The organism is Streptomyces sp. NPDC051104 (genome assembly GCF_040682835.1).
Classification (GTDB): Bacteria; Actinomycetota; Actinomycetes; order Streptomycetales; family Streptomycetaceae; genus Streptomyces; species Streptomyces cynarae.
Window position 1 is genome coordinate 90,306 of sequence record NZ_JBFBBS010000008.1, and the last position, 25,237, is coordinate 115,542.

General features: G+C 70.8%; 25 protein-coding genes, 5 pseudogenes and 1 riboswitch. Of the genes and pseudogenes, 23 read left to right on the plus strand and 7 right to left on the minus strand.

Features of this window, described 5'->3' with window-relative positions:
- Positions 1-55: 55 nt before the first annotated feature.
- On the minus strand, positions 56-1,249 hold the full coding sequence (locus tag AB0N14_RS14675) for a thiolase family protein (protein WP_366026014.1): 1,194 nt from the start codon (positions 1,247-1,249) through the stop codon (positions 56-58).
- A gap of 168 nt (positions 1,250-1,417) precedes the next feature.
- On the opposite strand from AB0N14_RS14675, the gene AB0N14_RS14680 reads away from it, so the two are divergent.
- From AB0N14_RS14680 to AB0N14_RS14755, 16 genes and pseudogenes are all read left to right on the plus strand, one after another.
- A complete protein-coding gene (locus tag AB0N14_RS14680) occupies positions 1,418-1,675 on the plus strand; it encodes a WhiB family transcriptional regulator (RefSeq protein WP_366026015.1) in 258 nt (85 codons plus the stop codon).
- On the plus strand, positions 1,672-2,154 hold the full coding sequence (locus AB0N14_RS14685; RefSeq protein WP_366026016.1) for a DNA starvation/stationary phase protection protein: 483 nt from the start codon (positions 1,672-1,674) through the stop codon (positions 2,152-2,154). Before AB0N14_RS14680 ends, AB0N14_RS14685 begins: the two co-directional genes overlap by 4 nt.
- 43 nt (positions 2,155-2,197) lie before the next feature.
- Positions 2,198-2,536 (plus strand): DUF3140 domain-containing protein, encoded by a 339-nt coding sequence (locus tag AB0N14_RS14690; RefSeq protein ID WP_366026017.1) that lies wholly within the window; start codon positions 2,198-2,200, stop codon positions 2,534-2,536.
- A 7-nt stretch (positions 2,537-2,543) separates the two neighbouring features.
- A complete protein-coding gene (locus AB0N14_RS14695) occupies positions 2,544-3,200 on the plus strand; it encodes an endonuclease (protein ID WP_366026018.1) in 657 nt (218 codons plus the stop codon).
- Positions 3,201-3,371: 171 nt separating this feature from the next.
- Positions 3,372-3,554 (plus strand): annotated as a pseudogene (locus tag AB0N14_RS14700) (jacalin-like lectin); the annotation flags it as partial.
- Between the two features lie 91 nt (positions 3,555-3,645).
- A riboswitch (TPP riboswitch) is annotated at positions 3,646-3,740 on the plus strand.
- Positions 3,732-5,150, plus strand: a complete 1,419-nt coding sequence (locus tag AB0N14_RS14705; protein WP_366026019.1) for a cytosine permease — start codon at positions 3,732-3,734, stop codon at positions 5,148-5,150. (Overlaps the previous riboswitch by 9 nt.)
- Entirely contained in the window at positions 5,147-5,944 is a 798-nt protein-coding gene (gene thiD, locus AB0N14_RS14710; protein WP_366026020.1) for a bifunctional hydroxymethylpyrimidine kinase/phosphomethylpyrimidine kinase, read from the plus strand. The genes AB0N14_RS14705 and thiD overlap by 4 nt, the downstream gene beginning before the upstream one ends.
- A 113-nt stretch (positions 5,945-6,057) precedes the next feature.
- Entirely contained in the window at positions 6,058-7,314 is a 1,257-nt protein-coding gene (locus AB0N14_RS14715) for an arsenic transporter (protein ID WP_366026173.1), read from the plus strand.
- 156 nt (positions 7,315-7,470) lie between these two features.
- Entirely contained in the window at positions 7,471-8,913 is a 1,443-nt protein-coding gene (gene gndA / locus AB0N14_RS14720; RefSeq protein ID WP_366026021.1) for an NADP-dependent phosphogluconate dehydrogenase, read from the plus strand.
- A gap of 136 nt (positions 8,914-9,049) precedes the next feature.
- Positions 9,050-10,447, plus strand: a complete 1,398-nt coding sequence (gene lpdA, locus AB0N14_RS14725) for a dihydrolipoyl dehydrogenase (RefSeq protein ID WP_366026022.1) — start codon at positions 9,050-9,052, stop codon at positions 10,445-10,447.
- 123 nt (positions 10,448-10,570) lie between these two features.
- On the plus strand, positions 10,571-11,191 hold the full coding sequence (locus tag AB0N14_RS14730) for a TetR/AcrR family transcriptional regulator (RefSeq protein ID WP_366026023.1): 621 nt from the start codon (positions 10,571-10,573) through the stop codon (positions 11,189-11,191).
- A 162-nt stretch (positions 11,192-11,353) separates the two neighbouring features.
- Positions 11,354-11,962: an NAD(P)H:quinone oxidoreductase gene (wrbA, locus tag AB0N14_RS14735; RefSeq protein ID WP_366026024.1), complete on the plus strand. Its 609-nt coding sequence runs from the start codon at positions 11,354-11,356 to the stop codon at positions 11,960-11,962.
- Between the two features lie 44 nt (positions 11,963-12,006).
- Positions 12,007-12,306 carry a muconolactone Delta-isomerase family protein gene (locus AB0N14_RS14740; protein WP_366026025.1) on the plus strand — a complete coding sequence of 100 codons (300 nt, stop codon included), beginning with the start codon at positions 12,007-12,009 and terminating at the stop codon, positions 12,304-12,306.
- Positions 12,307-12,354: 48 nt separating this feature from the next.
- Positions 12,355-12,726 (plus strand): hypothetical protein, encoded by a 372-nt coding sequence (locus tag AB0N14_RS14745; RefSeq protein WP_366026026.1) that lies wholly within the window; start codon positions 12,355-12,357, stop codon positions 12,724-12,726.
- Positions 12,727-12,863: 137 nt separating this feature from the next.
- Positions 12,864-13,529: a HEAT repeat domain-containing protein gene (locus AB0N14_RS14750; RefSeq protein WP_366026027.1), complete on the plus strand. Its 666-nt coding sequence runs from the start codon at positions 12,864-12,866 to the stop codon at positions 13,527-13,529.
- A gap of 3 nt (positions 13,530-13,532) precedes the next feature.
- Entirely contained in the window at positions 13,533-13,898 is a 366-nt protein-coding gene (locus tag AB0N14_RS14755) for a DUF6000 family protein (RefSeq protein ID WP_366026174.1), read from the plus strand.
- Here AB0N14_RS14755 and AB0N14_RS14760 read toward each other — a convergent pair.
- Positions 13,875-15,163, minus strand: a pseudogene (locus AB0N14_RS14760) (helix-turn-helix transcriptional regulator); the annotation flags it as partial. The gene AB0N14_RS14755 and the pseudogene AB0N14_RS14760 overlap by 24 nt on opposite strands.
- An 81-nt stretch (positions 15,164-15,244) precedes the next feature.
- Positions 15,245-15,562, minus strand: a complete 318-nt coding sequence (locus AB0N14_RS14765) for a hypothetical protein (protein ID WP_366026184.1) — start codon at positions 15,560-15,562, stop codon at positions 15,245-15,247.
- Here AB0N14_RS14765 and AB0N14_RS14770 point away from each other — a divergent pair.
- The 5 genes and pseudogenes from AB0N14_RS14770 to AB0N14_RS14790 all read left to right on the plus strand — a co-directional run.
- Positions 15,456-15,899 (plus strand): annotated as a pseudogene (locus AB0N14_RS14770) (hypothetical protein); the annotation flags it as partial. The gene AB0N14_RS14765 and the pseudogene AB0N14_RS14770 overlap by 107 nt on opposite strands.
- Positions 15,899-16,219, plus strand: a pseudogene (locus AB0N14_RS14775) (aminoglycoside phosphotransferase family protein); the annotation flags it as partial. The pseudogenes AB0N14_RS14770 and AB0N14_RS14775, both read left to right, overlap by 1 nt.
- A 1-nt stretch (position 16,220) precedes the next feature.
- Positions 16,221-16,913, plus strand: a complete 693-nt coding sequence (locus AB0N14_RS14780) for a class I SAM-dependent methyltransferase (RefSeq protein WP_366026175.1) — start codon at positions 16,221-16,223, stop codon at positions 16,911-16,913.
- A gap of 35 nt (positions 16,914-16,948) precedes the next feature.
- On the plus strand, positions 16,949-17,494 hold the full coding sequence (locus AB0N14_RS14785) for an HAD domain-containing protein (RefSeq protein ID WP_366026028.1): 546 nt from the start codon (positions 16,949-16,951) through the stop codon (positions 17,492-17,494).
- A 293-nt stretch (positions 17,495-17,787) separates the two neighbouring features.
- Entirely contained in the window at positions 17,788-18,792 is a 1,005-nt protein-coding gene (locus AB0N14_RS14790; protein WP_366026029.1) for a hypothetical protein, read from the plus strand.
- Between the two features lie 83 nt (positions 18,793-18,875).
- Here AB0N14_RS14790 and AB0N14_RS14795 read toward each other — a convergent pair.
- Positions 18,876-19,139 (minus strand): annotated as a pseudogene (locus tag AB0N14_RS14795) (mobilization protein); the annotation flags it as partial.
- Between the two features lie 124 nt (positions 19,140-19,263).
- Here AB0N14_RS14795 and AB0N14_RS14800 point away from each other — a divergent pair.
- Both AB0N14_RS14800 and AB0N14_RS14805 read left to right on the plus strand, forming a co-directional pair.
- Entirely contained in the window at positions 19,264-20,046 is a 783-nt protein-coding gene (locus tag AB0N14_RS14800; protein ID WP_366026176.1) for an ABC transporter permease, read from the plus strand.
- A 56-nt stretch (positions 20,047-20,102) separates the two neighbouring features.
- Complete coding sequence (locus AB0N14_RS14805; RefSeq protein ID WP_366026030.1) at positions 20,103-20,849, plus strand: response regulator transcription factor; 747 nt, start codon at positions 20,103-20,105, stop codon at positions 20,847-20,849.
- Between the two features lie 51 nt (positions 20,850-20,900).
- Here AB0N14_RS14805 and AB0N14_RS14810 read toward each other — a convergent pair whose 3' ends face one another.
- The 3 genes from AB0N14_RS14810 to AB0N14_RS14820 form a co-directional block, all read right to left on the minus strand.
- On the minus strand, positions 20,901-21,839 hold the full coding sequence (locus AB0N14_RS14810; protein WP_366026031.1) for a lysylphosphatidylglycerol synthase domain-containing protein: 939 nt from the start codon (positions 21,837-21,839) through the stop codon (positions 20,901-20,903).
- 4 nt (positions 21,840-21,843) lie between these two features.
- Positions 21,844-23,349, minus strand: a complete 1,506-nt coding sequence (locus AB0N14_RS14815) for a hypothetical protein (protein ID WP_366026032.1) — start codon at positions 23,347-23,349, stop codon at positions 21,844-21,846.
- A 315-nt stretch (positions 23,350-23,664) separates the two neighbouring features.
- The gene (locus tag AB0N14_RS14820) at positions 23,665-25,170 is read right to left on the minus strand and encodes a penicillin-binding transpeptidase domain-containing protein (protein WP_366026033.1); all 1,506 of its coding nucleotides are present in this window, start codon (positions 25,168-25,170) and stop codon (positions 23,665-23,667) included.
- Positions 25,171-25,237: the final 67 nt, after the last annotated feature.

Genomic DNA, 25,237 nt, shown 5'->3' on the forward strand with positions numbered 1-25,237 from the left:
CCAGATGGGCCCTTGGTGAGGCGGCCCCTGAACCCTGCGCCGCGCCCCGCTTCTCCTACACCCGCGGACGCTCGACGAGCACCGTGCTGCCCTGCCCCACGCCCACGCACATCGTCGCGAGCCCTCGGGCGGCACCGGTGCGGCGCATGCGGTGCAGGAGGGTGGTCAGGATGCGGGCGCCCGAGCAGCCGAGCGGGTGGCCGAGGGCAATGGCGCCGCCGGTCGGGTTGACCAGCTCCGGGTCGAGGCCGAGCCGGTCGGCGCAGGCGAGGGCCTGGGCGGCGAACGCCTCGTTGAGCTCGGCCTCCTGGATGTCGCCGATCGTCCAGCCCACCCGTGCCAGGGCCTTCTCGGTGGCGGGGACGGGGCCTATGCCCATGACGTCCGGGTGCACGCCGGCCGAGGCCCCGGCCACGTACCGGCCGAGGGAGTCGAGGCCCAGTTCGTCGAGGACCTCCTCGCTGACGAGGAGGAGACCGGCGGCGCCGTCGTTCATGGGCGAGGCGTTGCCCGCGGTGACGGTGCCGCCCTCGCGGAACACCGGCTTGAGGCGGGCGAGTTTCTCGTACGACGTGTCCTCGCGGACGCCTTCGTCGGCGGTGACGACAACGCCGTCGGGTCGGGTCACTGGCAGGAGTTCGGCGTCGAAGAGCCCGTTCTTGCGGGCCTCGGCCGCCCGCCGGTGGCTGCGCAGCGCGAAGTCGTCCTGGCGTTCGCGCGGGACGCCGTACCGCTCGGCGACCTCCTCGGCGGTCTCCCCCATGGTGAGCAGGCCGTACAGGTCCTTCATCGCCGGGTTGACCAGCCGCCAGCCGAGGCGGGTGTCGGCCGTCTCGATGCGCTGCGGCAGGGCCTCGTCGGGGCGGGGCAGCACGAAGGGGGCCCGGCTCATGGACTCCGAGCCGCCCGCGAGCACGATGTCGGCCTCACCCGCGGCGATGGCGCGGGCGGCCGTCGTCACCGCCTCCAGGCCGGAGGCGCACAGCCGGTTGACCGTAGCCCCCGGGACGGACTCGGGCAGGCCGGCGAGGAGGGCGGCCATGCGGGCGACGTTGCGGTTGTCCTCGCCGGCCTGGTTGGCGGCGCCCCAGTAGACGTCGTCGATGCGGGCCGGGTCGAGCGCGGGCACGTCCGCGACCAGGCCGCGGATCACGGTGGCCGCGAGGTCGTCGGGCCGCACGGTGGACAGTGCGCCGCGCAGCCTGCCGATGGGGGTGCGGCGGGCTGCCGCGAAGTGGACGGTACGCACGACGGAACTCCTGACCGGCCTCGGCGATGGAGCGGGGCTAGTTAATTAGCACCGCTAGTTTTGAACTATAGACCGCCGGGCGGTCGCCGGGAAGCTCGCCGGTGGTGCGGGGGAAGGGGGGCGCTCCCGCCGGGTTTCACCTGATCGGTCCTGGGGACCCGGGCGCGCATGGAGTGGTTGCGGCAAGCGGCGTGCGTGGGTGAGGACCCCGAGTTGTTCTTCCCCGTCGGGACGGCGGGGCCCGCCGTCGAGGAGACCGCCGCCGCCAAGCGCGTCTGCCGCCGCTGCCCCGTCATGGGCGAGTGCCTGGACTGGGCGTTGGGCAACGGGCAGACGGCGGGCGTGTGGGGCGGCACCGGCGAGCAGGAGCGTGCCGAACTGCTCCGTGCCACGAAAGACCGACCGATAAGGAGAAGCGCGCGATGACCGTGGTGCACAGCACGCTGCCCGAGCCCGCACGCCGGGTCACCGGGGAGGCCCTGCAGGAGACCCTGGTGGATCTGCTCGGGCTGTCCCTGATCGGGAAGCAGGCCCACTGGAACATCGTCGGCCCCAGGTTCCGTTCGATCCACCTCCAGCTCGACGAGGTGGTCGACACCGCACGCTCGTACGCCGACACGGTCGCCGAACGTGCGTCCGCGCTCGGTGTGCCGCCGGACGGCCGCCCGGAGACCATCGCGTCCGCCTACGGCCTGCCCGGCACGAAGGAGGGCTGGCTGCGGGACACCGACGTCGTGGGCCTGATGGTGGAGTCGCTGGAAGCGGCGATCGGGCGGCTGCGCAAGCGGATCGACGCCACCGCTGAGGCCGATCCCGTCACCCAGGACCTGCTGATCGGGATCACCGCGGAGCTGGAGAAGCAGCGCTGGATGTTCGAGGCCGAGAACTGGCCGCGCGAGGAGTGAGACCGAGCGGAACCCGACCGTCGAGGGTGGAGAGGAGTAAGCCATGACCGACGCCCTGGAGATGGACGCGCTGTGGGAGGACTTCCACCGGGTGGTGAACATGACCTCCCAGGAACTGGCGGCCTGGCTGCGGGTCCGGGACGCCGAGGAGGAGAGCGAGCCACTGCCGGAGGAGGCGGGCACGCCCACCGGGCGACACGTCCTGTCGATCCTGCAGAAGCGGCGCACCGACCTCACCGACGACGACGTCCAGGTCATGCGCAAGGTGGTGGACACGGTCACCTCCGAGGTGGACGTGGAGAACGAGCCGGAGGCCGAGGACGAGCACCTGCGCCACCGGCTCATGACGCTGGGGCACGACCCGCTCAAGGCGTCACGGTGAGGCCGCCATGGGACGGGACGACAGAGCCGCCGGGGTGATCGGGGAACTCGTCGGCGAGCACGGGCAGACCTACGCGGAGGAGGCGGGGATCCGGCTCAAGGACGCCCCGCAGCCGCTGTACCGGCTGCTGTTGATGGCCCTGCTGCTCAGCGCCCGCATCCGCTCCCCGATCGCCCTGGCCACGGTGCGGGCGCTTCAGGAGGCGGGCCTGAAGGACCCGCGCCACATGGCTGAGGCGGACTGGCAGGAGCGGGTCGACGCGCTGGGGCGGGGCGGCTACCGGCGCTACGACGAGCGGACGGCGACCCAATTGGGCGACAGCGCCGAGTTGCTGACGGAGCGTTGGGGCGGAGACCTGCGGCGGCTGCGGAAGGCGGCCGACGGCGACGTCTCTGCCCTGCGCCGGCTGTTGCAGGAGATACCGGGGATCGGACCGGCCGGCGCGGACATCTTCCTGCGCGAGGTGCAGCGCGTGTGGCCCGAGGTGGCTCCCTACCTGGACGCGAAGGCACTGTCGGGTGCGGAGCGACTGGGGCTGCCGAAGGACCCGGAGCAGTTGCTGAAGCTGGCGAAGGAAACCGAACCGGCGGTGCTGGCAGCGGCGTTGGTGCGCGCCGCACTCGACAAGAAGCTGGCGGAAGAGGTACGGGAGCACGCGGCGTGAGGGCGGGCTCGGGGTGGGTGCCCTGTGGGCGCAGAACGAGTTGTCCCGGCAGCGCCCGCCGCGAGCCCTCCCGTGCCCGACGCCGGCCCCTCGGCGTCGCCGACACCGCGGCGACCGGCAGGTGAAAGCTTCACCGGGAGCGGAGAAAGCGCATTCCCTCAAGGACTCGCCGACGGCCGCACGAGGATCTTCTCCGCGAAGTTCACGACCAACCTCGGCCGCAGCCTGGCGGGCGGTACCACGACGTCCGACTGCGTGACCCGTACGGCGCCCTCCGGCTGGCAGATCGCGGGATTCCACGGGCGCTCCGGTGACGAGGTCGACAAGATCGGCTTCATCTACACCCGGCGCTGACGCGCCACCAAGACCTCTCGAGGGCCGCTGACCGACCCGGCAGCGGCCCTCACGTATGGCTGATTCCCGTCCTCGGGTTAGTCTTGCCGCCGTACCGGACACGGGGTGCCCCATCTGCGGGCTGAGATCACACCCGTCGAACCTGAACCAGTTCGTACTGGCGGAGGGATGTCTTCCATGCCATCGGCGCATGTCTCGGGCGGGCTGCCCACAGGCGGCCGGAACACCGTCTTCGACGGGCGGATGCCCACCGCTCCCGGCGACCTCAGGGTCGAGGGCCACGGCATCGAGCCGGTCCCCGAGACGAATCGTTACGGCGGGGCGGGCCGGCTGTTCACCGTGTGGTTCGCCCCCAATCTGACCATGACCGGCGTGTTCACCGGGACCATCGGCATCGCGCTCGGCCTGGACTTCACCACCGCGCTCACCGCCATCGTCCTCGGCACGGTGCTGGGCGCGGTGCCCACCGCCTATCTGAGCACCTGGGGCAGCCGCACCGGAGCCGGCCAGCTGCCGCTCGCCCGGCTGGCGTTCGGGCGCGCGGTGGTGCTGCCCGGGGTGCTGCAGTGGCTGTCCTCGATCGCCTGGGACGCGCTGATCGGGCTGTTCGGCGGCGATGCGCTGGCGCGGCTCGCCGGCTGGCCGTTCTGGCTGGGCGTCCTGGTGGTGATGCTCGCCCAAGGAGCTCTGGGGGTCCTCGGCTACGAGGCGATCCACCGGCTGCAGCTCGTCATGACCTTCGTGCTGGCAGCCGCCTTCGCACTGATCGCCCTGCGCATGGCGGGCAGCGTGCACCCCGCCTGGACGGGCACCGCGCACGGCGCGGACCGGGTGGGCGCCTTCGTGCTGACTAGCACCATCGCGCTCAGCCTGTCGCTGTCCTGGGCGCCGTACGCCAGCGACTTCAGCCGCTATCTGCCGCGCGGCACCTCACGGTCCCGGATGTTCTGGTGCACGCTGCTCGGTCTCGTGGTGTCCTTCGTGGCCGTGCAGGTCCTCGGACTGTGGGGCGCCTCGGTGCTGACGGACCAGACGGCCGCGGGCGTGGACCATGTGCTGGGCGGGGGCGCGGCCGGTGCCTTCGGGCTGCTGGCCGTGGCGCTCGCGGCGCTCGCCAGCAACGCGATGAACGACTACAGCGGCTCCCTGGCGTTGCAGACCGTCGGGGTGCGCCTGCCGCGTCCGCTGGCCGCCGCCCTCGCCGTGGTGCTCGGCTTCCCGCTGGTGCTGTGGATGCACGCGGCGAACACCACCGCCCGCTTCCAGAACGTGCTGCTGTTCGTGAGCTACTGGATCCCCGGGTTCGTGGCGATCGTGGTCGTCGACTGGCTCGCCCGGCGCGGCACCGCGGTCGACCTCGCCGCCGGGACCGCCCGGCCGCGCTCCGTGTGGCCGCCGCTGCTGGCGTTCGTCGGCGCCTTCGCCGCGGCGGTGCCGTTCATGGACACTGGACTGTACGTGGGCCCGGCCGCCCACGCGCTGCACGGCGCCGACGTCTCCTACTACGTGGCGTTCCTGGTCGCGCTCGCGCTCTACGCCCCGCTGCGCGTCCGGGAGGAGAGCCGCGTGCGCGTCCGAGAGGAGGGCCGCGCATGACCGCGCCGCCCCGTGTCCTGACCATCGCCGGCTCCGACTCCGGCGGCGGCGCCGGGATCCAGGCCGACCTGAAGACCATGCTGGCGCTCGGCGCCCACGGTATGAGCGTGATCACCGCGGTCACGGCGCAGAACTCCGTGGGGGTGCAGGGGGCGTGGGAGCTGCCCGTGGAGGCGGTGCGCGCCCAGTACCGCAGCGTCGTCGACGACATCGGAGTACAGGCGGTCAAGACGGGCATGCTCGCCTCACCCGCGCTGGTCCAGACGGTGGCCGACCTGCTCGGGGACATGCCGGCACCGGTCGTCGTGGACCCGGTGAGCGTCTCCAAGCACGGCGACCGGCTGCTCGCCGACGACGCCCTGGAGGCCGTACGGACCAGGCTGCTGCCGCTCGCCACGGTGACCACGCCGAACCTGGACGAGGTCGCGGAGCTGACCGGCATCACGGTGACCGACGAGGCGGGCATGCGCCGCGCAGCCGACCGCCTGCTGTCGTACGGGCCCCGGTGGGTGCTCGTGAAGGGCGGCCATCTGCCCGGCGAGGCCACCGACCTGCTCACGGACGGCCGGCAGGAGCACTGGCTGCGCGCCGCACGCCACGACAACCGCCACACCCACGGCACGGGCTGCACCCTCGCCTCGGCCGTCGCGGTCGGTCTCGCGCAGGGCCTCACGGTGCCGGAGGCGGTGCGGCAGGCCAAGGAGTACGTCACGGAGGCGATCGCGGCGGGCTTCGCGCTCGGCGCCGGCATCGGACCGGTGGACCACGGCTGGAGGCTGCGTGCGCGCACGTGACGGTGGCCGGGGAAAGGAGCCCGCCCTCAAGGGGGTGCCTCGGGTCAAGGCGTCACAGGCGGATCTGGTGTGATGGACGGGCACCGCCGATCCTTTCGCGGAAGGACCGAACCCTGAACACCCCGCTCGCCGAGGCCCTCTCCGTCGTGCTCCTCGTCGCCGTCCTGGCCGGCGCGGTGGTGCGTCCCTTCAAGCTGCCGGAGGCGGTCTGGGCGGTTCCGGCCGCCGGGATCGTCATCCTGACCGGCGCCATCTCCCTGGACCACGCGCAGGCCGAGGCCGAGCGCCTGGGCCCGGTGGTCGGCTTCCTGGCGGCCGTGCTGGTGCTGGCCCACTTCTGTGACGTAGAGGGGCTGTTCCAGGCCTGCGGCGCCTGGATGGCGCGCTGGGCGGCGGGCCGTCCCGGGCGGTTGCTGACCGCCGTGTTCGCCCTCGCCTCGCTGATCACCGCGGTGCTCAGCCTGGACGCCACCGTCGTGCTGCTCACGCCCGTCGTGTTCGCCACCGCGGCCCGCATGGGCGCCCGCCCGAAGCCGCACCTGTACGCCTGTACCCATCTGTCGAACACCGCCTCGCTGCTACTGCCGGTCTCCAATCTCACCAACCTGCTCGCGTTCGGTGCGGCCGGGCTGAGCTTCACCCGTTTCGCCGCGCTGATGGTGCTGCCGTGGCTGGTGGCGGTGGCCGTCGAGTATGTCGTCTTCCGGCGTTTCTTCCGCCACGACCTGGACGCGGGAGCCACCGACGAGGACCACGGCGAGCCGCCGAGGCTGCCGCTGTTCGCGCTGGTGACGGTCGCCTGCACGCTGGCGGGGTTCGTGGTGGCCTCCGCGTTCGGTGTCGACCCGGCGTGGTCGGCGGCGGCCGGGGCGCTGGTGCTGGCCGTGCGCGGACTCCTCCGGCGCCGGGCCACCCCGCTGACGGTGGTGCGCGCGGCGGCGCCGTCCTTCCTGGCGTTCGTGCTGGCGCTCGGCGTCGTGGTGCGCGCGGTCGTCGACAACGGTCTCGCCGGCGCTCTCGGGCATGTCATCCCCGGCGGCACCGGTCTGCCCGCGTTGCTCGGCGTCGCGGCCCTGGCGGCCGTGCTGGCCAACCTGATCAACAATCTGCCGGCGGTCCTGGTGCTGCTGCCGCTGGCCGCCCCGTCCGGTCCCGGAGCGGTGCTCGCCGTCCTGCTCGGCGTGAACATCGGCCCCAACCTCACCTACGCCGGTTCGCTGGCCACACTGCTGTGGCGCCGGATCGTCCACCAGCACGACCACGGCGTCGACCTCAAGGAGTTCACACGCCTCGGCGCGATCGCCGTGCCGACCGCGCTTGCGGGCGCGGTGGTGGCGCTGTGGGCGTCCCTCCACGTCGTCGGGACGTGAGCCGGCTCCGGGTTCCGGGCGTTCCGGCTACCGGGCGGTGAGCAACTCCCGCCCCGCCGTCCGTACATCGGTACGGCGGTACGAGCCGTACCGAGCGACATCCGCCGCGCCCGCCCCACACGCGGGGGCGGCGGATCCGGACCCAAGGAGCACAGCATGCAGGCGACCGCGCAGATCGGCGTCACCGGGCTCGCGGTGATGGGCCGCAACCTGGCCCGGAACTTCGCGCGCAACGGGTACACCGTCGCCGTGCACAACCGCACCCCGGCCAGGACGAAGGCGCTGATCGAGGACTTCGGGCACGAGGGCGCGTTCGTGGCCGCCGAGACGGCCGAGGAGTTCGTGGCGGCGGTGGAGCGACCCCGCCGCCTGATGATCATGGTGCAGGCGGGGGCGGCGACCGATGCCGTGATCGAGGAGTTCGCCCCGCTCCTGGAGCCCGGCGACATGATCATCGACGGTGGCAACGCGCACTTCGCCGACACCCGGCTCCGTGAGCGGGCGCTGCGCGAGCGCGGTATCCACTTCGTCGGCGTGGGTGTCTCCGGCGGCGAGGAGGGGGCACTGCACGGGCCGAGCATCATGCCCGGCGGCTCACCGGAGTCGTACGCCGCGCTCGGCCCGATGTTCGAGAAGATCAGCGCCAAGGTGGACGGCGAACCGTGCGCGACCCATGTCGGCACCGACGGCGCCGGGCACTTCGTGAAGATGGTCCACAACGGCATCGAGTACGCCGACATGCAGCTGATCGGCGAGGCCTACGACCTGCTGCGCCAGGTGGCCGGCTTCTCCCCCGCCACGATCGCGGAGATCTTCCGCCAGTGGAACAAGGGGCGCCTGGACTCGTATCTGATCGAGATCACGGCGGAGGTGCTGTCCCATGTGGACGCGGCGACCGGCAGGCCGTTCGTGGACGTCGTCGCCGACTCGGCCGGGCAGAAGGGCACCGGGCGCTGGACCGTGCAGACCGCGCTGGAACTGGGCTCCCCGGTGACCGCGATCGCCCAGGCCACCTTCGCCCGCGCCGCATCCGGCCAGTCCTCGCTGCGCGCCGCGTACCGGGGGCTGCCCGGCGGCACGAACTGGGACCTGACCCCGTACGAGGCCGAGCGTTTCACCGCGCAGGTGGAGCAGGCCCTGTACGCCTCCAAACTGATCGCCTACGACCAGGGCTGGAAGATGATCCTGGACGCGGCCAAGCAGTTCGACTGGAAGATCGACCTGGGGGCCGTCGCGAAGATCTGGCGCGGCGGCTGCATCATCCGCGCCGCCTTCCTGGACCGCATACGTGCCGCCTACGCGGCCGATCCGCGCCTGGTCAGCCTGCTGTCGGACGCGGGTTTCGCCGCGGAGATCGCCGAGGCGCAGGTGCCGTGGCGCGAGGTGATCGCCACCGCGGCCCGTCGGGGCGTGCCGGTGCCCGCGTTCTCCGCCGCGCTGTCGTACTACGACTCCCTGCGCGCCGACCGCCTGCCGGCCGCGCTCACCCAGGGCCAGCGCGACTACTTCGGCGCCCACACCTACCGGCGCGTCGACCGCGAGGGCAGCTACCACACCCTCTGGGGCACGCCGGGCCGTACGGAGACGGAGGTCATCTGAGACCGGCGCACCACCGGGCTCCCCGAGCGGGAGCCCGGCCCGGACACCGACATGCCGAACCGGCGGGCCCGGCCCAGGCCGGGCGAAGCCGTTTGATCAAGCGGGCGAAAACATGATTCGACGGTAAGGTCGATCCATGAACGCGGAGTTCGATGTCGTGGTCCTGGGGGCAGGTCCCGGCGGTTATGTGGCAGCCATTCGCGCCGCCCAACTCGGCCTGAGGACCGCCATCGTCGAAGGACGGTTCTGGGGCGGCATCTGTCTGAACATCGGGTGCATCCCTGCGAAGGCGCTGTTGAGGAACGCGGAACTGGCGCACCTCGTCGTCCACGAAGCGGACACCTACGGCCTGAAGTTCGACGGGCAGGTCGGCCTCGACTACCGGGCGGCCTACCTCAGGAGCCGCAAGGTGGCCGACGGACGGGCCAAAGGTGTCGGCTACCTCATGCGCAAGAACGGCATCGCGCAGTTCGAGGGCCAGGGGTCGTTCATCGACCCGCACACCATGAACGTCCGGATGTCCGGTGAAGAGGCCACCCTCACCTTCGCCCACTGCATCATCGCCACCGGCTCGACCGTCAAGCTGCTGCCGGGCACCCGTCTCGGCAAGCGCATCGTGACCTACGAGGAGCAGATCCTCTCCGACAGCCTGCCGGCCAGCATCGTCATCGCGGGCGCCGGTGCCATCGGGGTGGAGTTCGCCTACCTGCTGCGGGCCTACGGCGTCCAGGTCACGCTGGTCGAGTTCCTCGACCGGGTCGCTCCCCTGGAGGACGAGGAGGTCTCCGCGGAGCTCGCCCGGCAGTTCCGCCGGCAGGGGATCACGGTCATGACCTCCACCCGCGTGGAGTCCATGGAGGAGACCGCGGACGGCGTCCGCGTCGTCGTCTCGCAGGCCGGCCAGGAAAAGACACTCGAAGCGGAGAAGGTGCTCCAGGCCACGGGCTTTCAGCCCCGTACGGCCGGATACGGGCTGGCGAACGCGGGCGTCCGGCTCACGGATCGCGGCGCGATCGACGTCGACGGCCGGTGCCGCACCAGCCAGTCGCACATCTTCGCCATCGGGGACGTGACGGCGAAACTGATGCTCGCGCACACGGCGGAGGCCATGGGCGTCATCGCCGCGGAGACCATCGCGGGCGCCGAGACGATGGAACTCGACTACCGCATGATTCCCCGCGCCACCTTCTGCCGGCCCCAGATCGCGAGCTTCGGCTGGACCGAGACGGAGGCCAGGAACGAGGGATTCGACGTCCGCGTCGCCAAGTTCCCCTTCACCGCGAACGCCAAGGCGCACGGATTCGGCGAAACTGCCGGCTTCGTGAAGCTCGTCAGCGATGCCCGCCACGGCGAACTCCTGGGGGGCCACCTGATCGGGCCGGACGTCACGGAACTGCTCCCGGAACTGACCCTCGCCCAGAAATGGGACCTGACGGTGACCGAGCTCGTGAGGAACGTGCACGCGCATCCCACGCTGAGCGAAGCCGTCCAGGACGCGTTGCACGGTCTGGCCGGGCACATGATCAACCTGTGAGGGACCGGCCCGCACACGACTCGCTGCGCCCGGCACGGTCTTCTCCGTCCAAGCCAGGTCTTCTCCGGCCAAGTCTTCTCCGTCCAGGCCAGGTAGTAGGCGGGTGGTCGTATACTGCGTGGTATGGGACGCACCAGTGACGCCAAGGAGAAGATCCTCACAGCTGCGCAGTCGCTCATCGAACTGCGGGGATACTCCGCATTGGGCGTGGCCGAGATCTGCAAGACGGCCGGGGTGCCCAAGGGCAGCTTCTACTACTTCTTCGAGTCCAAAGAGGCTCTGGCACTGGCCGTCCTCGATGAACACTGGGCCGCTCAACAGCGCGACTGGGCCCGCATTCTGCGCAGTGAGGCGGAGCCCCTGGAGCGGCTCCGGCAGCTGCTCGAGGAGACCGAAGCGGCTCAGCGCGCCGGTCAGGCCAGTTGCGGCTCCGTCTCGGGGTGCATGTTCGGCAACCTCACCCTGGAGCTGAGCAACCAGACCGAGGCGATACGTGAGCGCCTGCAGCAGATCTTCGAGGCACAGGTCGCCATGGTGGAGGCAGTCATCTCCGAGGCTCTCGCACGTGGAGAGGTCACCGTCACCGACACGGACCAAGCCGCTCGCTCGGTTGTCGCGCAACTCGAGGGCCAGGTGCTGTTCGCCAAGCTCTACAACAACACGTCGCAGCTCAGCGCCCTGTGGCTGAACTGCCTGGCCCTGCTGGGTGCTCGCGCGTCCGAGGAGCAGCGGATCGCTGTGTGACGCCCGTCCCCCGTCCGCCTCACCGAGCCCGGGCGTCCGGTGAGGCGGACGGACCAGCTCAGGGCCCTGCGTACTGACTTTTGCCGAGCGGTCGCCTAGTTTAGACGACCGGTCGGCTATTTCGCCTACCGCACCACCCCCTTACGAAGGGAATTCGCTGTTATGGCCACCCCGGTGAAGCTCGCGATCGTCTACTACTCGTCCACGGGCACGATCGCCGAGATCGCGAAGGAACTCCACGACGCCGCCACCAAGGCCGGAGCCGAAGTCCGCCAGCTGAAGGCCGCGGAACTGGCCCCCCGAAGCGCCATCGACTCCAACCCCGCCTGGGCCGCCAACCACACCGCCACCGCGGACATCCCCGAAGCCACCCCCGACGACATCGATTGGGCCGACGCCGTCGTCTTCGGCACCCCCACCCGCTTCGGCAACGTCTCCTCACAGCTCAAGCAGTTCATCGACACCCTCGGCGGCCTCTGGGCACAGGGCAGGCTCGCCGACAAGGTGTACAGCGGCTTCGTCTCCACCGCGACCGCCCACGCCGGCCACGAGTCGACGCTTCTCGCCCTCTACAACTCCGTCCACCACTTCGGCGGCATCATCGTCACCCCCGGCTTCACCGATCCCGCCAAGTTCATCGACGGCAACCCCTACGGCACCTCCCACGCGGACGGCCAGGGCAGCAACCCCGTCGACGACACCACCCGCACCGCCGCCCGCATCCAGGCCGAACGCGTCGTACAGATCGCCGCACAGGTCAAGGCCGCCTGACCAGCCAACGGCGCGAGACGACACCGCGCAGAAGGGAAATGACCATGAAGGAGTTCCTTGTGGAGCTCACCACCACTGTCCCCGAGGGCACCGAACCCGCCGAGGTCGACCGGCGTCGCGCCGCCGAAGCCGTCCGGGCCAAGGAGCTCGCCACCGCCGGCCACCTGGTCCGGCTGTGGCGCCCGGTGGGCGAACTGCGCAGCATCGGACTGTGGCGCGCCGCCGACGAGGACGAGCTCCGTGAGAAGGTCCTCGGCACGCTGCCCCTGTGGCCCTGGATGACCGCGGTGGTCACCGCCGTACAGCCACACCCCAACGACCCCGGCAGGCCAGGCGCCGCCTGAAACCAGCTCTGCCCCTCACCCACGAGAGAGTGCGAGAGGACAATCCTGATGAGCAGCACGGCAGAGCACGAAGAGATCCTGCGTGGCGTCATGGACCGGTGGAAGTCGGGCGTCGATGCTCACAAGCCGCAGCAGGTCGCCTCGTGCTTCACCGAAGACGCGATCTTCCAGGGACTTCACCCTTACGGTGTCGGCCGTCAAGCGGTCGCCGAGTACTACGACTCCCAGCCGATCGGACTGACGGCGGAGTACCGCATTCTGGAAACAAGGCAGGTCGCCGAGGATGTCGTGCTCGGATACCTGGGCGTCGACTTCTCCTTCACCGACCGCCCGACGATCAAGGTCACTCTCAGTGTGCTGATCAGGCGATCTGCCGACGGCTGGTCCATCAGCCACTACCAGGTGACCAAACTCGACTGAGGGGACGGCAAAGCAGCGGACCGGTCGCCGCGATCCCCCCCCCGGAAATGAGTCGGAGGCCGTATCGGCATCCTCCGATACGGCCTCCGACCCGCTGTTTCGCAAGTCGGGACGACAGGATTTGAACCTGCGACTCCTTGCCCCCCAGGAGTGAGCGTCGAAGGAATTTTCTGGACATAGCAGACTTACGGACTGCCCACCCTGGCAGCTTCGGTCAGCTGACCGCCATCGAGGTCTTCGAAGAGGTAGCGGACCCACGCTGCGGCCCCGCTCTGATCGCCCTCATGGGCAGCGACGACCCCACCGTCCGGAAATGGGCGGCGATGGCCCTGGCGGGCCTGGAGATCGACGGCGCGGTCGAGCCCCTGCGCCGCGCATACCGCGCCTGCCTGGAACGGGCGACGCCACCGGACTGGAGTGAGCCCGTCGGCATCCGCTGGGCCCTGACCGAACTCGGCCCCCGCAGCCCTGTCGTCCCGCCGCTCACCGCGCGCCTACGAGCCACCGCTGCGGACGACGCCCCTGGCTGGCCCTCGGCCCACTTCGCCGAGATCATCAACGACCTGGCCGACCACGCCCAGGTGAACCTCTACTCCCAATTCTGGCGGGTGGACGCCGGCCGCACGTACGGCATCTCCGGCACCGGCCTGGACTGGGAACTCGACTGGACCGCGCCCTGGGAGCACCTGGTCGAAGAGTCCCGCACCTGGTCCCTGCTGGAAGCCTCCGAAGCCCCAGCCGGCGACAACATCTTCGTCGCCCCCACCTGGATCAACCGTACCGACCTATACCCGGAGAGGTGACCGATGCCGTTCCAGCACCCCGAGGAGATCGGCTACGGCTACGTAATCGAGCGCTATGTGACGAGGAAGGACTCGGACCACCCGCGCTACCTCGAACTGAACAGCGCGCGCGTCCTCCGGCCGGGGTGGCCGCACGCCAAACGCTTCGCCCGCCACCTGATAGAGGACGCCGCCACCATCGCTGACGCCGAACTGAAAGCCCTCCTCGCCTACGAATGGCGCTCGCGCCTCACCGCCGCCTGGCTGATCGGTGTCGACCGCCGCGAACCATTCCGCGAGCGCACCGGAGACCTGCTCCTGGCCAGCGAGGTCTGCTACTCCGGCAGCGCCTACTGCTTCCCCCTGGACGGCGAGGGTGGAGCGGATTGAGGTGACCGCGTTCCAGGTCCGGTCGGAGGTCATGCCCGCCATGAGGACCAGTGCCTGGGGCCACGCGGCGACGGCCTCGTCGGCGCGGGCCTGGGCGGCGAGGCTGTCGCCGAGGTCGGCGTGGGTGAGGGCATGAACCCGCTTGTACTTCTCAGGGTCCCAGCGGGTGAGAGCGTGGCGGTGCTGTTGTTCGGTGCCGATGTGGTCGGCGAGGTCGGTCAGGGTGCGGGCCGTGTGGCTGGCCACGGTGCCGGCGGCGGGGCCGCTGACGCGGGAGTAGCTGGGCTGGGGCCATCGTCCCGAAGGAGGGCGTCTTCGGCGGCAAGGAGGGCACGTGCGGCCGACGGGCTCTCGTCGGTCGCCGCGTAGGCACGAGCGTGGGTGATGTGGAGGAGGGCCTCGGTCTGGCCGTCGACGTAGCCGAGGCCGCGCCGCAGGGCGCCTTCGACGAGGTCGACGCAGTGGTGGGGCTGCTTGAGACTCAGGGCCTGGTGGGCGAGGGCGCGCATCATCCAGGCGGCGTGGCCGTGGGGGTCAGCTTCGCAGGCGAGCTGGTAGCCAACCTGGTAGTAGCGCTGGGCCGCGCCTTCCTGGCCCAGGTCGTGGTGCTTCCACCCTGCGAGGTAGGCGGGTTCGGCAACCGCGCCGAACGCTGCCCGGCGTAAGGCTTCGCTGGGGAAGCGTCCGCGCAGCATAGGGGCGGCGGTGTCAGCGAGGTAGGCGGTCACCGTGGTCAGACCGTGCCCGCCGCCGAGACGCTCGTCCGCGGCGCTGAAGGCCGCGGTGATCTGTCGTACAACGTCCACGTCCTCTCCACCGACCAGGGACGTTCCGGTGCGAGCACGGAGCATGCGGGCTGTGGCCTCGTGGTCATGGCTGAGCGGCATGGCGACGCCGGCGGTGGTGAAGGCCGCGATGGCGAGGAAGCGGCGGCGCTCAACGTCGGCCCGCCCCAGGTCGGTGACGGCGAGGACGGGGTCGGATTCCGCTGGCTCTTCGGCATCACCGGCATGGAAGCCGATCTCGGTATGAGTGATCGTGCGTCCCGCTCGGCGAGACAGCGCCTCGGCCAGGTACTGGCCTACCCGGCCGGAAGGGGTGCGAGTGCCGTTCACCCAGTGCGAGATGGTCGACTTGTTGGTCTGGAGGATCTCGCCGTTCTCGGCGGCGATGCGCCGCACGTCTCGGGCGAGGGCCTCGTAGGTGCAGTCGACCGCGTCGATGACTTCGCGCAGACGGGAGTTGGGATCTCTCTGCGCCGCCACGATCGCCTCCGCCCTGGAGCTGTAAACCGCGTATACCGCTTCAACTGCCTTCCACCGTACCCACTGAGCGTGACCACCGGTTCACTTATCAGTAGCCGCCCGGAACGGTGCGACCGTGAGCCAGGCTCCCCCTTGGTCCGGGCGGCTCCCCGAAGTTCCGTACGCCCACACCTGGTTCGGGCATTCCTGTGCCCGGACCCGGCCGATCAGAGACGGAGACACGGTGACCACCATCGACACCACGGCCATCACGGTCGAACTGCCCGAGGCGTTCGACCCGCGCTGGAGCCGCCTGCCCGGCATCCAGGTCGACGGCTGGCGCATCACCATCGACCCGGCCGAGTACTTCTTCCGCTTCGAGTCCCGCACCTGGCTCGTCGCCGACTGGGAGCTGGTCAAGTCCCAGCTCCTGAACGTGGACGAGACGACCGAGAGTGCGGTCGAGCAGCTCGCGCTCGACTTCATCAAGAACCACGGCGAGTCCACCTCCGACGCGGCCCGCGTCCTGGCCACCTCGTACGAGGTGTACGCCTACCTCTTACGTGACGAGCACCTCGCCGGTCTCGGACTCCCGCAGATCACCGCCGATCACCTGCGGATGCTCCGCGAGGCGGCCACGCTCATGGCGCTCAACAAGGTCGAGCTCGACGGGCACATCTCCAACGTCGGCCCGTGCTGGTTCTTCCCCGCCGCCACCTCCGTCGTCTTCGACCTGGACGACGAGATGGGCGGGATTTGCTCGACTTCGCCCGCGCCTTCACCGGCTTCGGCCTGCTCGACCTCGCCAGCTGGCACGGCACCATCGAGGCCCCGCACCCTGTGCGCCTGCGTGTCTTCCTGGAGCAGTACGTCACCGCCGGCGGAACCCCCGACGTCCTCGCCCCGCGCGGCGGGCTCACCGCCGAGAACTGGGCCCTGGGCTGGCACCGCATGTGGGCCGTCGAGTGGTTCATGGAGCAGTCCGTCCGCTGGATCGACGACCCGGCCACCGACCCCGCCTACGTCAAGGCCGTCCGCCGCCACTTCACCGACATCCTCCACCTCCCGGAGATCTGACGTGCTCGCCCAGGCATCCCCATGGCACACCCACGCCCTCCAGCGCATCACCGCCGGACTCGCCGAACCCCTCGCCGTACCTGCCCGGATGGAATGGACCACGAGACCCGGCCAAGGTCCCGGAGCCGAGATCCTCGGCCCCGGCCTGCGCGGCAAGCGACTCCTGGAACTCGGCTGCGGCCCCGGCCACAACGCCGCCCACCTCGCCACCCGCCACGGCGCTCACGTCACCGGCGTCGACCTGGTCGGCCTCCAGGTCCGCCGCGCCCGCTCCCACTACGGACGGCTGAACAACCTCACCATCGTCGCCAGCCACGCCCTGCACTACTTGCACGCCTCCGACGAGCAGTTCGACGCGATCTACTCCGTCTTCGGCGCCGTAGGGCTCGTCGCCCCCGAGCTCCTGCTCCCGGCCATCGCCCAACGCCTCACGCCCGGCCGGGTGCTCGCCTTCTCCGTTCCCCACCCGCAGCGCGGCGGCCGCAGCCCCTCCGGCGACGATCGGCCCCGCCGCGACTTCGTCACCCTCCCCGACCGCACCCGGCTCCCCATTGCCCGCTGGGAGTTCGCCATCGACCGCTGGGAGAGGCACCTCAGCCAGGCCGGGTTCTGGCTCACCTCGGCCCAGGAGTTCCACGACCCCCGCATGGGCCACTGGCCCACCACCCTGCTGATCCGCGCTCGCAAGCTCTGACCAGCCATTCGCCCCGGCTTCCCCTGGAGGAACCGATGCGCCCGCCCTACCTGCTCCTCGACATCGACGGCGTCCTCATACCCTTCCCCGACGCGGACGGCTCGATCCCGGCCACTCACGCCCGCCACGACGTCGTCCCCACCGGGCGGAGCGCCGACAACCCGGTCACCGTCTGGCTCCATCCCGACCACGGCTGCCTGCTCACGGATGTGATCCGTACCGGCCTGGTCACCCCCGTCTGGTGCACCAGCTGGCGGCAGGACGCCACCACCCTCATCGGCCCCCTCCTGGGTCTCCCGAACCTGCCGTACGTCGACCTGCCGCGCCCCCAGATCACCACCAGCCACCCCAACGGCTACCTCTGGAAGCGCGACCACGTCGACGCCTGGCTGGCAGACACCCCCGCCGTCTGGATCGACGACGACTTCGCCGGCCTCGACCACGCCTGGGCGGCGGAGCGCACCGTCAAGGGAACGGCGACTCTCCTCGTTCAGCCCGACCCACACCTCGGGCTGCAGCCCGAGCACCTGACCGAGGTCACGACGTGGGCCTCGCAGTTACCCACAGCCCGCGCCGCCTGACGACTGATGCCTTCGCTGCCACGAGCAGCAAGAGCGCAGGGGTAACGGAGCCTGGGGACTGGCGGAGCATGCTGATCAACGCTCATGTAAGCCCTGAGCGAGGCTTGTTCCCAGGTTGTACGTGATCGTTGCCCGCCCAGAGCGCACCCTGCGGAAGCGTCTTCAACGGGGACATCCGGGCTGGCTGGCCACGGCGTGCTGTCTGTGCCGACTGGCATGATCAGCTGCATGATTCGGCTCCATCTTTCAGCACCGTGCCGCCGGGCCATAGGAGCCGTCGTGGAGGTTGCTGGGTGAATTCGTGGGAGAGCGACCCGGCGTACCGGGCGGTGGGGCGGGCGTTCGTGGACGGAGATCCGCTCGACCAAGTGGGTGGTCCCCTCGACGTTCGCGCGGTGGTGGCGGGTATCCGTCCGGGGGCCAAGGACGGGCTTCTGCTTGAGGAGGTGCCATGGGACCGCTTCCCGGAGGGTGCCAGGGTCCGGGAGGCCATGGAACGGTTGCGCTCGGGCGACGCCGCCGCCGTTGATGGTGCACTCCGCACGCTGATCGGCCTGTGTGCCAACGATATGAGGGCGGCGGCCGCGCCGACGGTGCCTTTCCTGATTCGAATCGGTACCGGTCCGGAGGTCCGCCACCATGCCGAGGCCCTGACCGTGGTGGGCGAGGTGGCGCGCATGCGGCACCAGGGCGTATGCACGCGTGCCGACATGCTGCGGTTCCGCAGTGATGACGAATGGTCCTTCGAGGTCACCGGCTACCTGCAGAACTGGTCGGTGCAGGCCGCCCGCGAAGCGATCACCGCGGACACCGATCTCCTCCTGGCCAGGCTCGACGACCCCGCCCCCGCAGTGCGCATCGCCACCGCATATGCCCTGGCGGCTGCCTCTGGCCGCGCGCAGGACATCCTCACTACATTCCACTCCCGCCTGCTCACCGAGCACAACCCGGCCGCACGCGCAGGCTTGGTCCTGGCGATCGCGCAGCTGGCCCGGGCGCACCAGGGCCGGGGGACGGTGGTGTGGATGCGGGCCCGCTGGTCCGACCCCGCACGACCGCCCGCGGTACGCGTGAGCGCCGCGCTGGGATGGATGTGCCTAACCGACCTGCCGGTCCCGGACGAACTGCGCGCCATGCTGGACGACCTCGCTACCGACGAGACAGCTCGGTTGATGGCGCCGTTGCCGTGGATGCGCGCCGTCGAGACCGCCAGGGGCAGTGGCCTCCACCGTTGCCTGCGCACAATGCTGCACCCGGGCATGGCTGACGTCGAAGACTGCGATGACCCGTGGTCCTGACAACGAGTCGGGCGTTCCCCGAGGGAACACGTTCGCTGTTCCCTCGGGGAACATGTCGCACGGGGGGCGCGTGGGTCTCCGCGTTACCGGCCGTTTCGTAGCGATTCTGGCCGGGATCGATCGGCCACTGGTGTGGCTGGCGGGTGTGGCGTGGCGGACATGGACGATGCGCCGCTGATGGTGCTTTGCCTGCGAGCCGCTTGCGACCGCTTGTTCGGCTGAGCGGTGATGCGCCAGTTGAGGACCTCGGCGGGGTGCTCGGCGCTGTCGAGCTCCCGCTGGACGCCTACCTCAGCCAGGAGACGTCGGGGGTTGTGGCCGGCGGTCTCGGCGTGGGCGAGGGTTGTGGGGCACCGCTTCGCCTACGTCGGCTCCGACCTTCAGCACCTCTACGGCGTCCGACCGGACACCATCGCCAAGGACACCTCCCTCCAGGACGCCTACTTCGCGGGCGGCACCGCCCACCAGCTGATGCGCCGCCTCGCGCAGCGCCCGGACAACCTCCTGGTCAGCGTCGAGACCGTCAACGACTTCCAGCTCTCCCCCGGCGACACCCTCAACCTGCGCATCCAGGACGCCCGCACCAAGGCCCTGCGCACGGTCACCTTCCACTACGCCGGTATCGCCAAGGAGTTCCCCACCGCCCCCAAGGACAGCTTCTTCGTCGCCAATGCCTCCTACATCGCCAAGGCCACCGGCAGCGACGCGGTCGGGGCCTTCCTCCTCGACACCGGTGGCACGAACCAGCCACAGATCGCCACCCAGCTGCGCAAGCAGCTCGGCACCCGGGCCACCGTCATCGACCTCACCCAGACCCGCGGCACCGTCGGCACAAGCCTGACCTCCGTCGACCTGGCCGGCCTCACCCGAATCGAGCTCGCCTTCGCCGTCCTGCTCGCCGCCAGAGCCGGCGGTCTCGTCCTCGCCCTCGGACTCGCCGAACGCCGTCGCACCTTCGCCATCGCCACCGTCCTCGGCGCCCGGCCACGCCACCTGCGCGGCATGGTCCTCTCCGAGGCCCCGCTCCTGGCCACCGGCGGCCTGGCCGGAGGCGCCCTCATCGGCTGGGCCCTGTCGGAGATGCTGGTCAAGGTCCTCACCGGGGTCTTCGATCCCCCACCGGCGGCCCTGTCGATCCCCGGTGGCTACCTCGCGTTCACCGGGGCAGCCGCCCTCGCCGCCATCCTCGCCGCGGCCCTCAACGGCATCCGCGGCAGCCACCGCCCCGCCGTGGAAGAGCTCCGGGAGCTGTGAACTCGGCGTACACCGGCGACGAGCCCCTCGCCCCTGCGGCTTCTAGGCTGTCGACCATGCGCATGTCCGCCGCACCGGACCGCAGCCGACTGCGCGTCCTCGTCGTCGAGGACGACGAAACCATCGGCCGCCACCTGGAAACCGGCCTGCGCGGCCACGACTATGCTCCGACGTGGTGCCGCACCGGAGCCGGCGCGCTGGCGGAGGCAGCGCGGGCACCGTACGACGTGCTGCTGCTGGACCTGGGCCTGCCGGACATGGACGGCCTGGACGTCGCCCGGCAGTTGCGCGCCCGCCTCCCCGACCTGCTGATCGTCGTCCTGACGGCACGGACCGACGACATCGACATCATCGCCGGGCTGGACGTGGGGGCCGACGACTACCTGGTCAAGCCGTTCAGCCTGACCGTGCTGCTCGCCCGGCTGCGGGCCCATCTCAGGCGGCACGCGGTGGCGGCACCGGCCCGGGAGCCGGTGCGGCTGGGCGACCTGGTCGTCGACCTCCCCGCCCGGCGTTGCGCACTGCACGGCGTCGACGTCCCGCTGCGGGCCAAGGAGTTCGACCTGCTCGCGGTGCTGGCCGAGCGGATCGGCGAGGCGGTCTCGCGCGAGACACTGATGGCCGAGGTGTGGGACGAGAACTGGTTCGGCTCCACCAAGACCCTCGACGTGACCATGGCGAGCCTGCGACGGAGGCTCACCGAGGCCGCGCAGGCGAGCGAACAGCCCACCCGGCTGCCAGGGATCACCACGTTGCGCGGGCACGGGTACCGGCTGGAGCGGCAGCCGGATCCGCAGGGCTGAGAAACCGGACTCACAGGGCCGGGAAGGATGAGTACGAGTCAGGCGGCCGGTTCACAGTGCCGAGCGGCGGGCCAGCAGAGCCAGGACCAGCAGCCCGGGGACCATCGGCAGCCACCCGGTCAGCAGACGGTAGCCGAGGACCGCCGAGACCGCCGCCGGTCCCGGCGCGCCGGCCGCCGTGAGGGCGAGGGCGAGCGCGGCGTCCAGGGACCCCAGTCCGCCCGGCGTGGGCAGCAGCGCCGCCGCGCCGCTGGCGACCAGGTAGGCCATGACGACCCGGCCGGTGGGGAGGCCGAGGCCGATCGCATGAACCACGGCAACGATCACACCGGCGTGCAGCAGAGCGAACGCGACCGACCCGCCCCACAGCGCACAGGCCCGCGCCCGGCTCCGGTGCACGTCGCGCACGTCGGCGAAGGCCCGGCTCACCGCTCGTCTGAGGCGGCGGCTGATCGCGACTGCCAGAACGACGGCTCCGGCCGCCACCGGCAGCAGGACCAGCACATGCGGGACCCGCGCCGAGAGATGGACCGTGCCGGGCGAGGCGACCAGCAGCGCTACACCCAGGACGCACCGGACGATCCCGCCCACGGCCGCCTTCACCGCCAGCGCGGTCGCCGAGCGCCGGGTGGACAGCCCGCACCGCGTCAGGAACCGCAGATTGACCACCGCCGCTCCGGCCCCCGCCGGAAGGAGGTGGTTGGCGGCGCCGGCCGCGAACTGCGCCGCCACCAGCCGCCCCCTGGGCAGCCGTTCGACCACCGCCCCCTGCTGCGCCACGGCCGCGCACACCCACGTGGCCACGGCGGCCATGCAGGCGAGCGCCAGCCACTCCCCGTCGGCAGCGGCCAGCCGGTCGGTACCGCTGTCCAGCGTGGCCCGGTGCGCGGCGAGCATCCCGCCGGCGGCGGCCAGCACCACCAGGGTGATTCCCAGTTGGAAGTACAGGCGTCTGCCTGCGGTGACCGGCAGGCTCTCGGTCGCGGACACGCGGTCACCTCCCCCGCTGTGCGTCGGGCGCCACGTACGCCTGGAGAACGCCGACCCGCTCGTCGGGCCAGGTGCGTGCGTACGCGGGTGCACGTCCCCCCGGTCGGGCGAGGACGGCGAAGGATGTGCGGTGGGCGGCACGCGTCAGTTCGGCGACGCTGGTGCTGGCGTCGTGGCCTGCCGTCTGTGCGGAGCCGCAACCGGTGTAGTAGGCGATCGGAACGGCGTCGTAACCGCTCAGCAGGCACGGCTGCCGTACGCCGAGCGCGTGGAGGGCGGCCGCGGTGCGGGCCCAGTCGCGACGGGAGGCGGCGGAGCTGTGCACGGTGTGTTCCAGGACGACGTACTGCACGGCCAGATGGCCTGCCAGGCCGACCGCCAGTAGGCCGGCGGCCAGGGTGCGCGCGGTCCCACGGGCCGGGGCGGTGACCAGGTGGGCCAGGCCGTGGGCGACGGGGAGGGCGAGCAGGGCGTAGGCGGGCAGCAGGAACCGGGGGGCCGCGTAGCCGATGAGGAAGAGATAGGGGACAGCGGCCGTGACGGCGCACGCCCCCGGGAGCAGAACGGGCAGCGCGCGCCGGGCGCGGACAGCGACCACAGAGCCCAGGACGGCGAGGAGCGGCAGCGCGAACCACCACAGGGTCACCACCAGGCTGGGGGCCGATCCGGTGCAGGGCCGGCACAGGGTACGTCCGCCCAGACTGCGCAGTTGGTCGACGAAGGCGAGGTGCCAGCCGAGGCCGCCCTGAATGGCGGAGGCGGCGGAGAGGCGCTGCCCGAGACCGCCGTAGCTCACGTATGCCTCGATCACCCATTCGCCGGCGCCCGCGATCAGGCCCAGGGCCAGTACGGCGAGCAGGCGCAGGGCGAGGACGAGCAGGGGCAGCACGACGTAGACCGCGTCCATCGGGCGCATGCACGCCATCAGCGCCGTGCCCGCGAACACTCCCCACCAGGCCGCCCGGTCCCGGGCGTTCGCGCGAGCGCGCAGGAAGCAGCCGACGCAGGCCAGGGCGCCGATGGCGACCCAGTAGTTGGGCATGGCCTGGGGGCCGTAGAAGAGCGTCATCCACAAGGAGGCGAACAGGGCGCCGGCCAAGGCCAGGACGCCGGGCCTGAAGTGTCCTCGCCAGACGCGCAGGGCGAAGTAGAGCGCCAGGCCGGAGAGGACGGCCAGGTAGATCCGGAGGAGGACGGTGGAGTCGGACCACGATGCGATCGGGGCGGCGAGGAGCGAGATGCCGCGGGAGCGGGGCGCGCTGAAGTAGGCGGCGGGAACGTGGCCGCTGACCTGGCTGACGTAGACCGTCTCGTCCCAGCCGAGACCGAGATCCGGCCGTACGAGGACGAGCTGGGCGACCGTGAAGGCGGCCGCGACCGCTCCGAGCCAAGGTTCCCCGCGCAGGCGACGAGGCTCGGCGGACTGCGCCGGAAGACTGGTGCGTGGGGCGCTGGTCTTCGTGGCATTCGAGCCGTCGGCCATCTTGCACCTCTCGTCGTCGCACGCCATGGAGCCGGATTCTCCTACAACTGGTAGGAGGCCACCCCACACTACGACTTGTAGGGTTAGAGACGGGTGAGAAGACGCCTCCGCGCTTCTCCGCAAAGCGCCCGGCACGGCGGTCATGCCGCTGCGGCGTCAACACCCGCACCAAGAGGATCATGAGGCAGATGCACGCACGCGCCGGATTCGACCTCCTCCGCCACCGCATCCTCCTACCCTGACGGACACCCGGCGTCACCACCGACCACGAGCCAGACCCGAAGACCGTACAGACCCCCTCCCACTGGCAAGTTGGGCAGCGCCCTACCGCCATGGGACGGCTCAAGGCCCACCCCGGACGCTCGTCGGCGCCGGTGTACTGGTCGTCGGTGTGGATGAGGGTGGCGTATTGCCGCCGGTTGTGCCGCCGAGGAGGCCGCCGCCAGTACCGGCAGTGGTTCCGGCGGTGTCGGTCGGACTCGGACTGACACAGTGCTTCCCATGCCCGCGGCACGGTGCGGTGGTGGGGGACGGGGTGGCCGGCGCGGTCGGGGTGGCCGGGGGCGTGCTCTGGGCCGCGGTGGCGGAGGGGGTGGGCGAGGGCGCGCCGTATTCGTCCGTGCTCTGGTCCAGTTGCGGTGCGGGCGGGAACTGCTGAACGGGTTGTCCCCGAAGGGCAGCTGTCATGTAGCCGGTCCATACCTCGGTGGGCATGTCGGCGCCGAAGACCTTGGCGTAGCCGCCGACACCCTGCATCGACTGGAGGCCGGCGTTCTTCGGGTCCTCCTTGAACATGCTCACGGCCGTGGTCAGCTGCGGGGTGTAGCCGATGAACCAGGCGGACTTGTAGTCGTCGGTCGTACCCGTCTTGCCGGCCGCCGGGCGCCCCAGGGCCTGGGCGTTGGTACCGGTGCCGTGTTCAACGACGCCTCGTAGAACGTCGGTGACGGTGTCGGCGGTCGAGGCGGGCATGGCCGTGGTGCCCTTGGGCTTGTCGAAGCCGGGCAGCTGCCGGCCGTCGGCGACAACCTTGGTGACCGAGTACGGCTCGTGCTGGATCCCGCCGTCGTCGAAGGTGGCGTACACGTCGGCCATCCGGATGGCCGACGGTGTGGAGGTACCGATGTAGAAGCCCGGGGTGTCGTACTGCAGGCTTGTGCGCAGGAGCCCCGCCTTCAGGGCCTCGCCCTCCACGTTGTCGTAGCCGACGTATTCGCCGAGCTGGACGTAGGGGGTGTTGACCGACTGCTCCATCGCCTTGCGCAGAGTGATGTAACCCCACTTGGTGGACACGTCGTTGCGCTGGTGCAGGAGCCCCGTGGGGTCCTTCGGGTCCGGTAGTTCCTGGCCTTGCCGGTTCTTGATGGTGATGCCGTCGTCGCCGTCGAACTTCGAATCCGGGGTGACCGGTGCGGCCGGCTGCCCAGGCGAGAAGACGGCGCCGTGGTCGAGGGCGGCGGCCAGGTCGACGGGTTTGAAGGTGGAGCCGACCGGCACGCCGGTTGCGTCCGCGTTGTCCGTCCAGTGCCCCTTGTTCCAGCCGGGCCCTCCGTAGAGCGCGACGATCGCGCCGGTGGACGGATCGATCGACGCCGCGCCGACCTGGACGTCCTTGTCGGCCGAGCGGTACTGCGGGTCGAGGTGCTTCTGCTCCATCGCCGTGACGGACGTCGCCAGGGCGCTGACCTTCTTCTTGTCGAAGGTGGTGTAGATCTGGTAGCCGCCGTGGCCCAGCTGCTGGTCCGTGAGGGACGTGTGATTTTTCTGCGGTCTGCACCAAGTAACCGGTCTGCCCGGCCATCCCCGACGACGGCGTGTACGGCTTGGGCGTGGGGAATCCGGCCGCAAGGTACTGCTGTTCCTGGGCGTCGGTGAGCTTGTGGATCTTGACCATGCGGTCCAGTACGTACGTCCA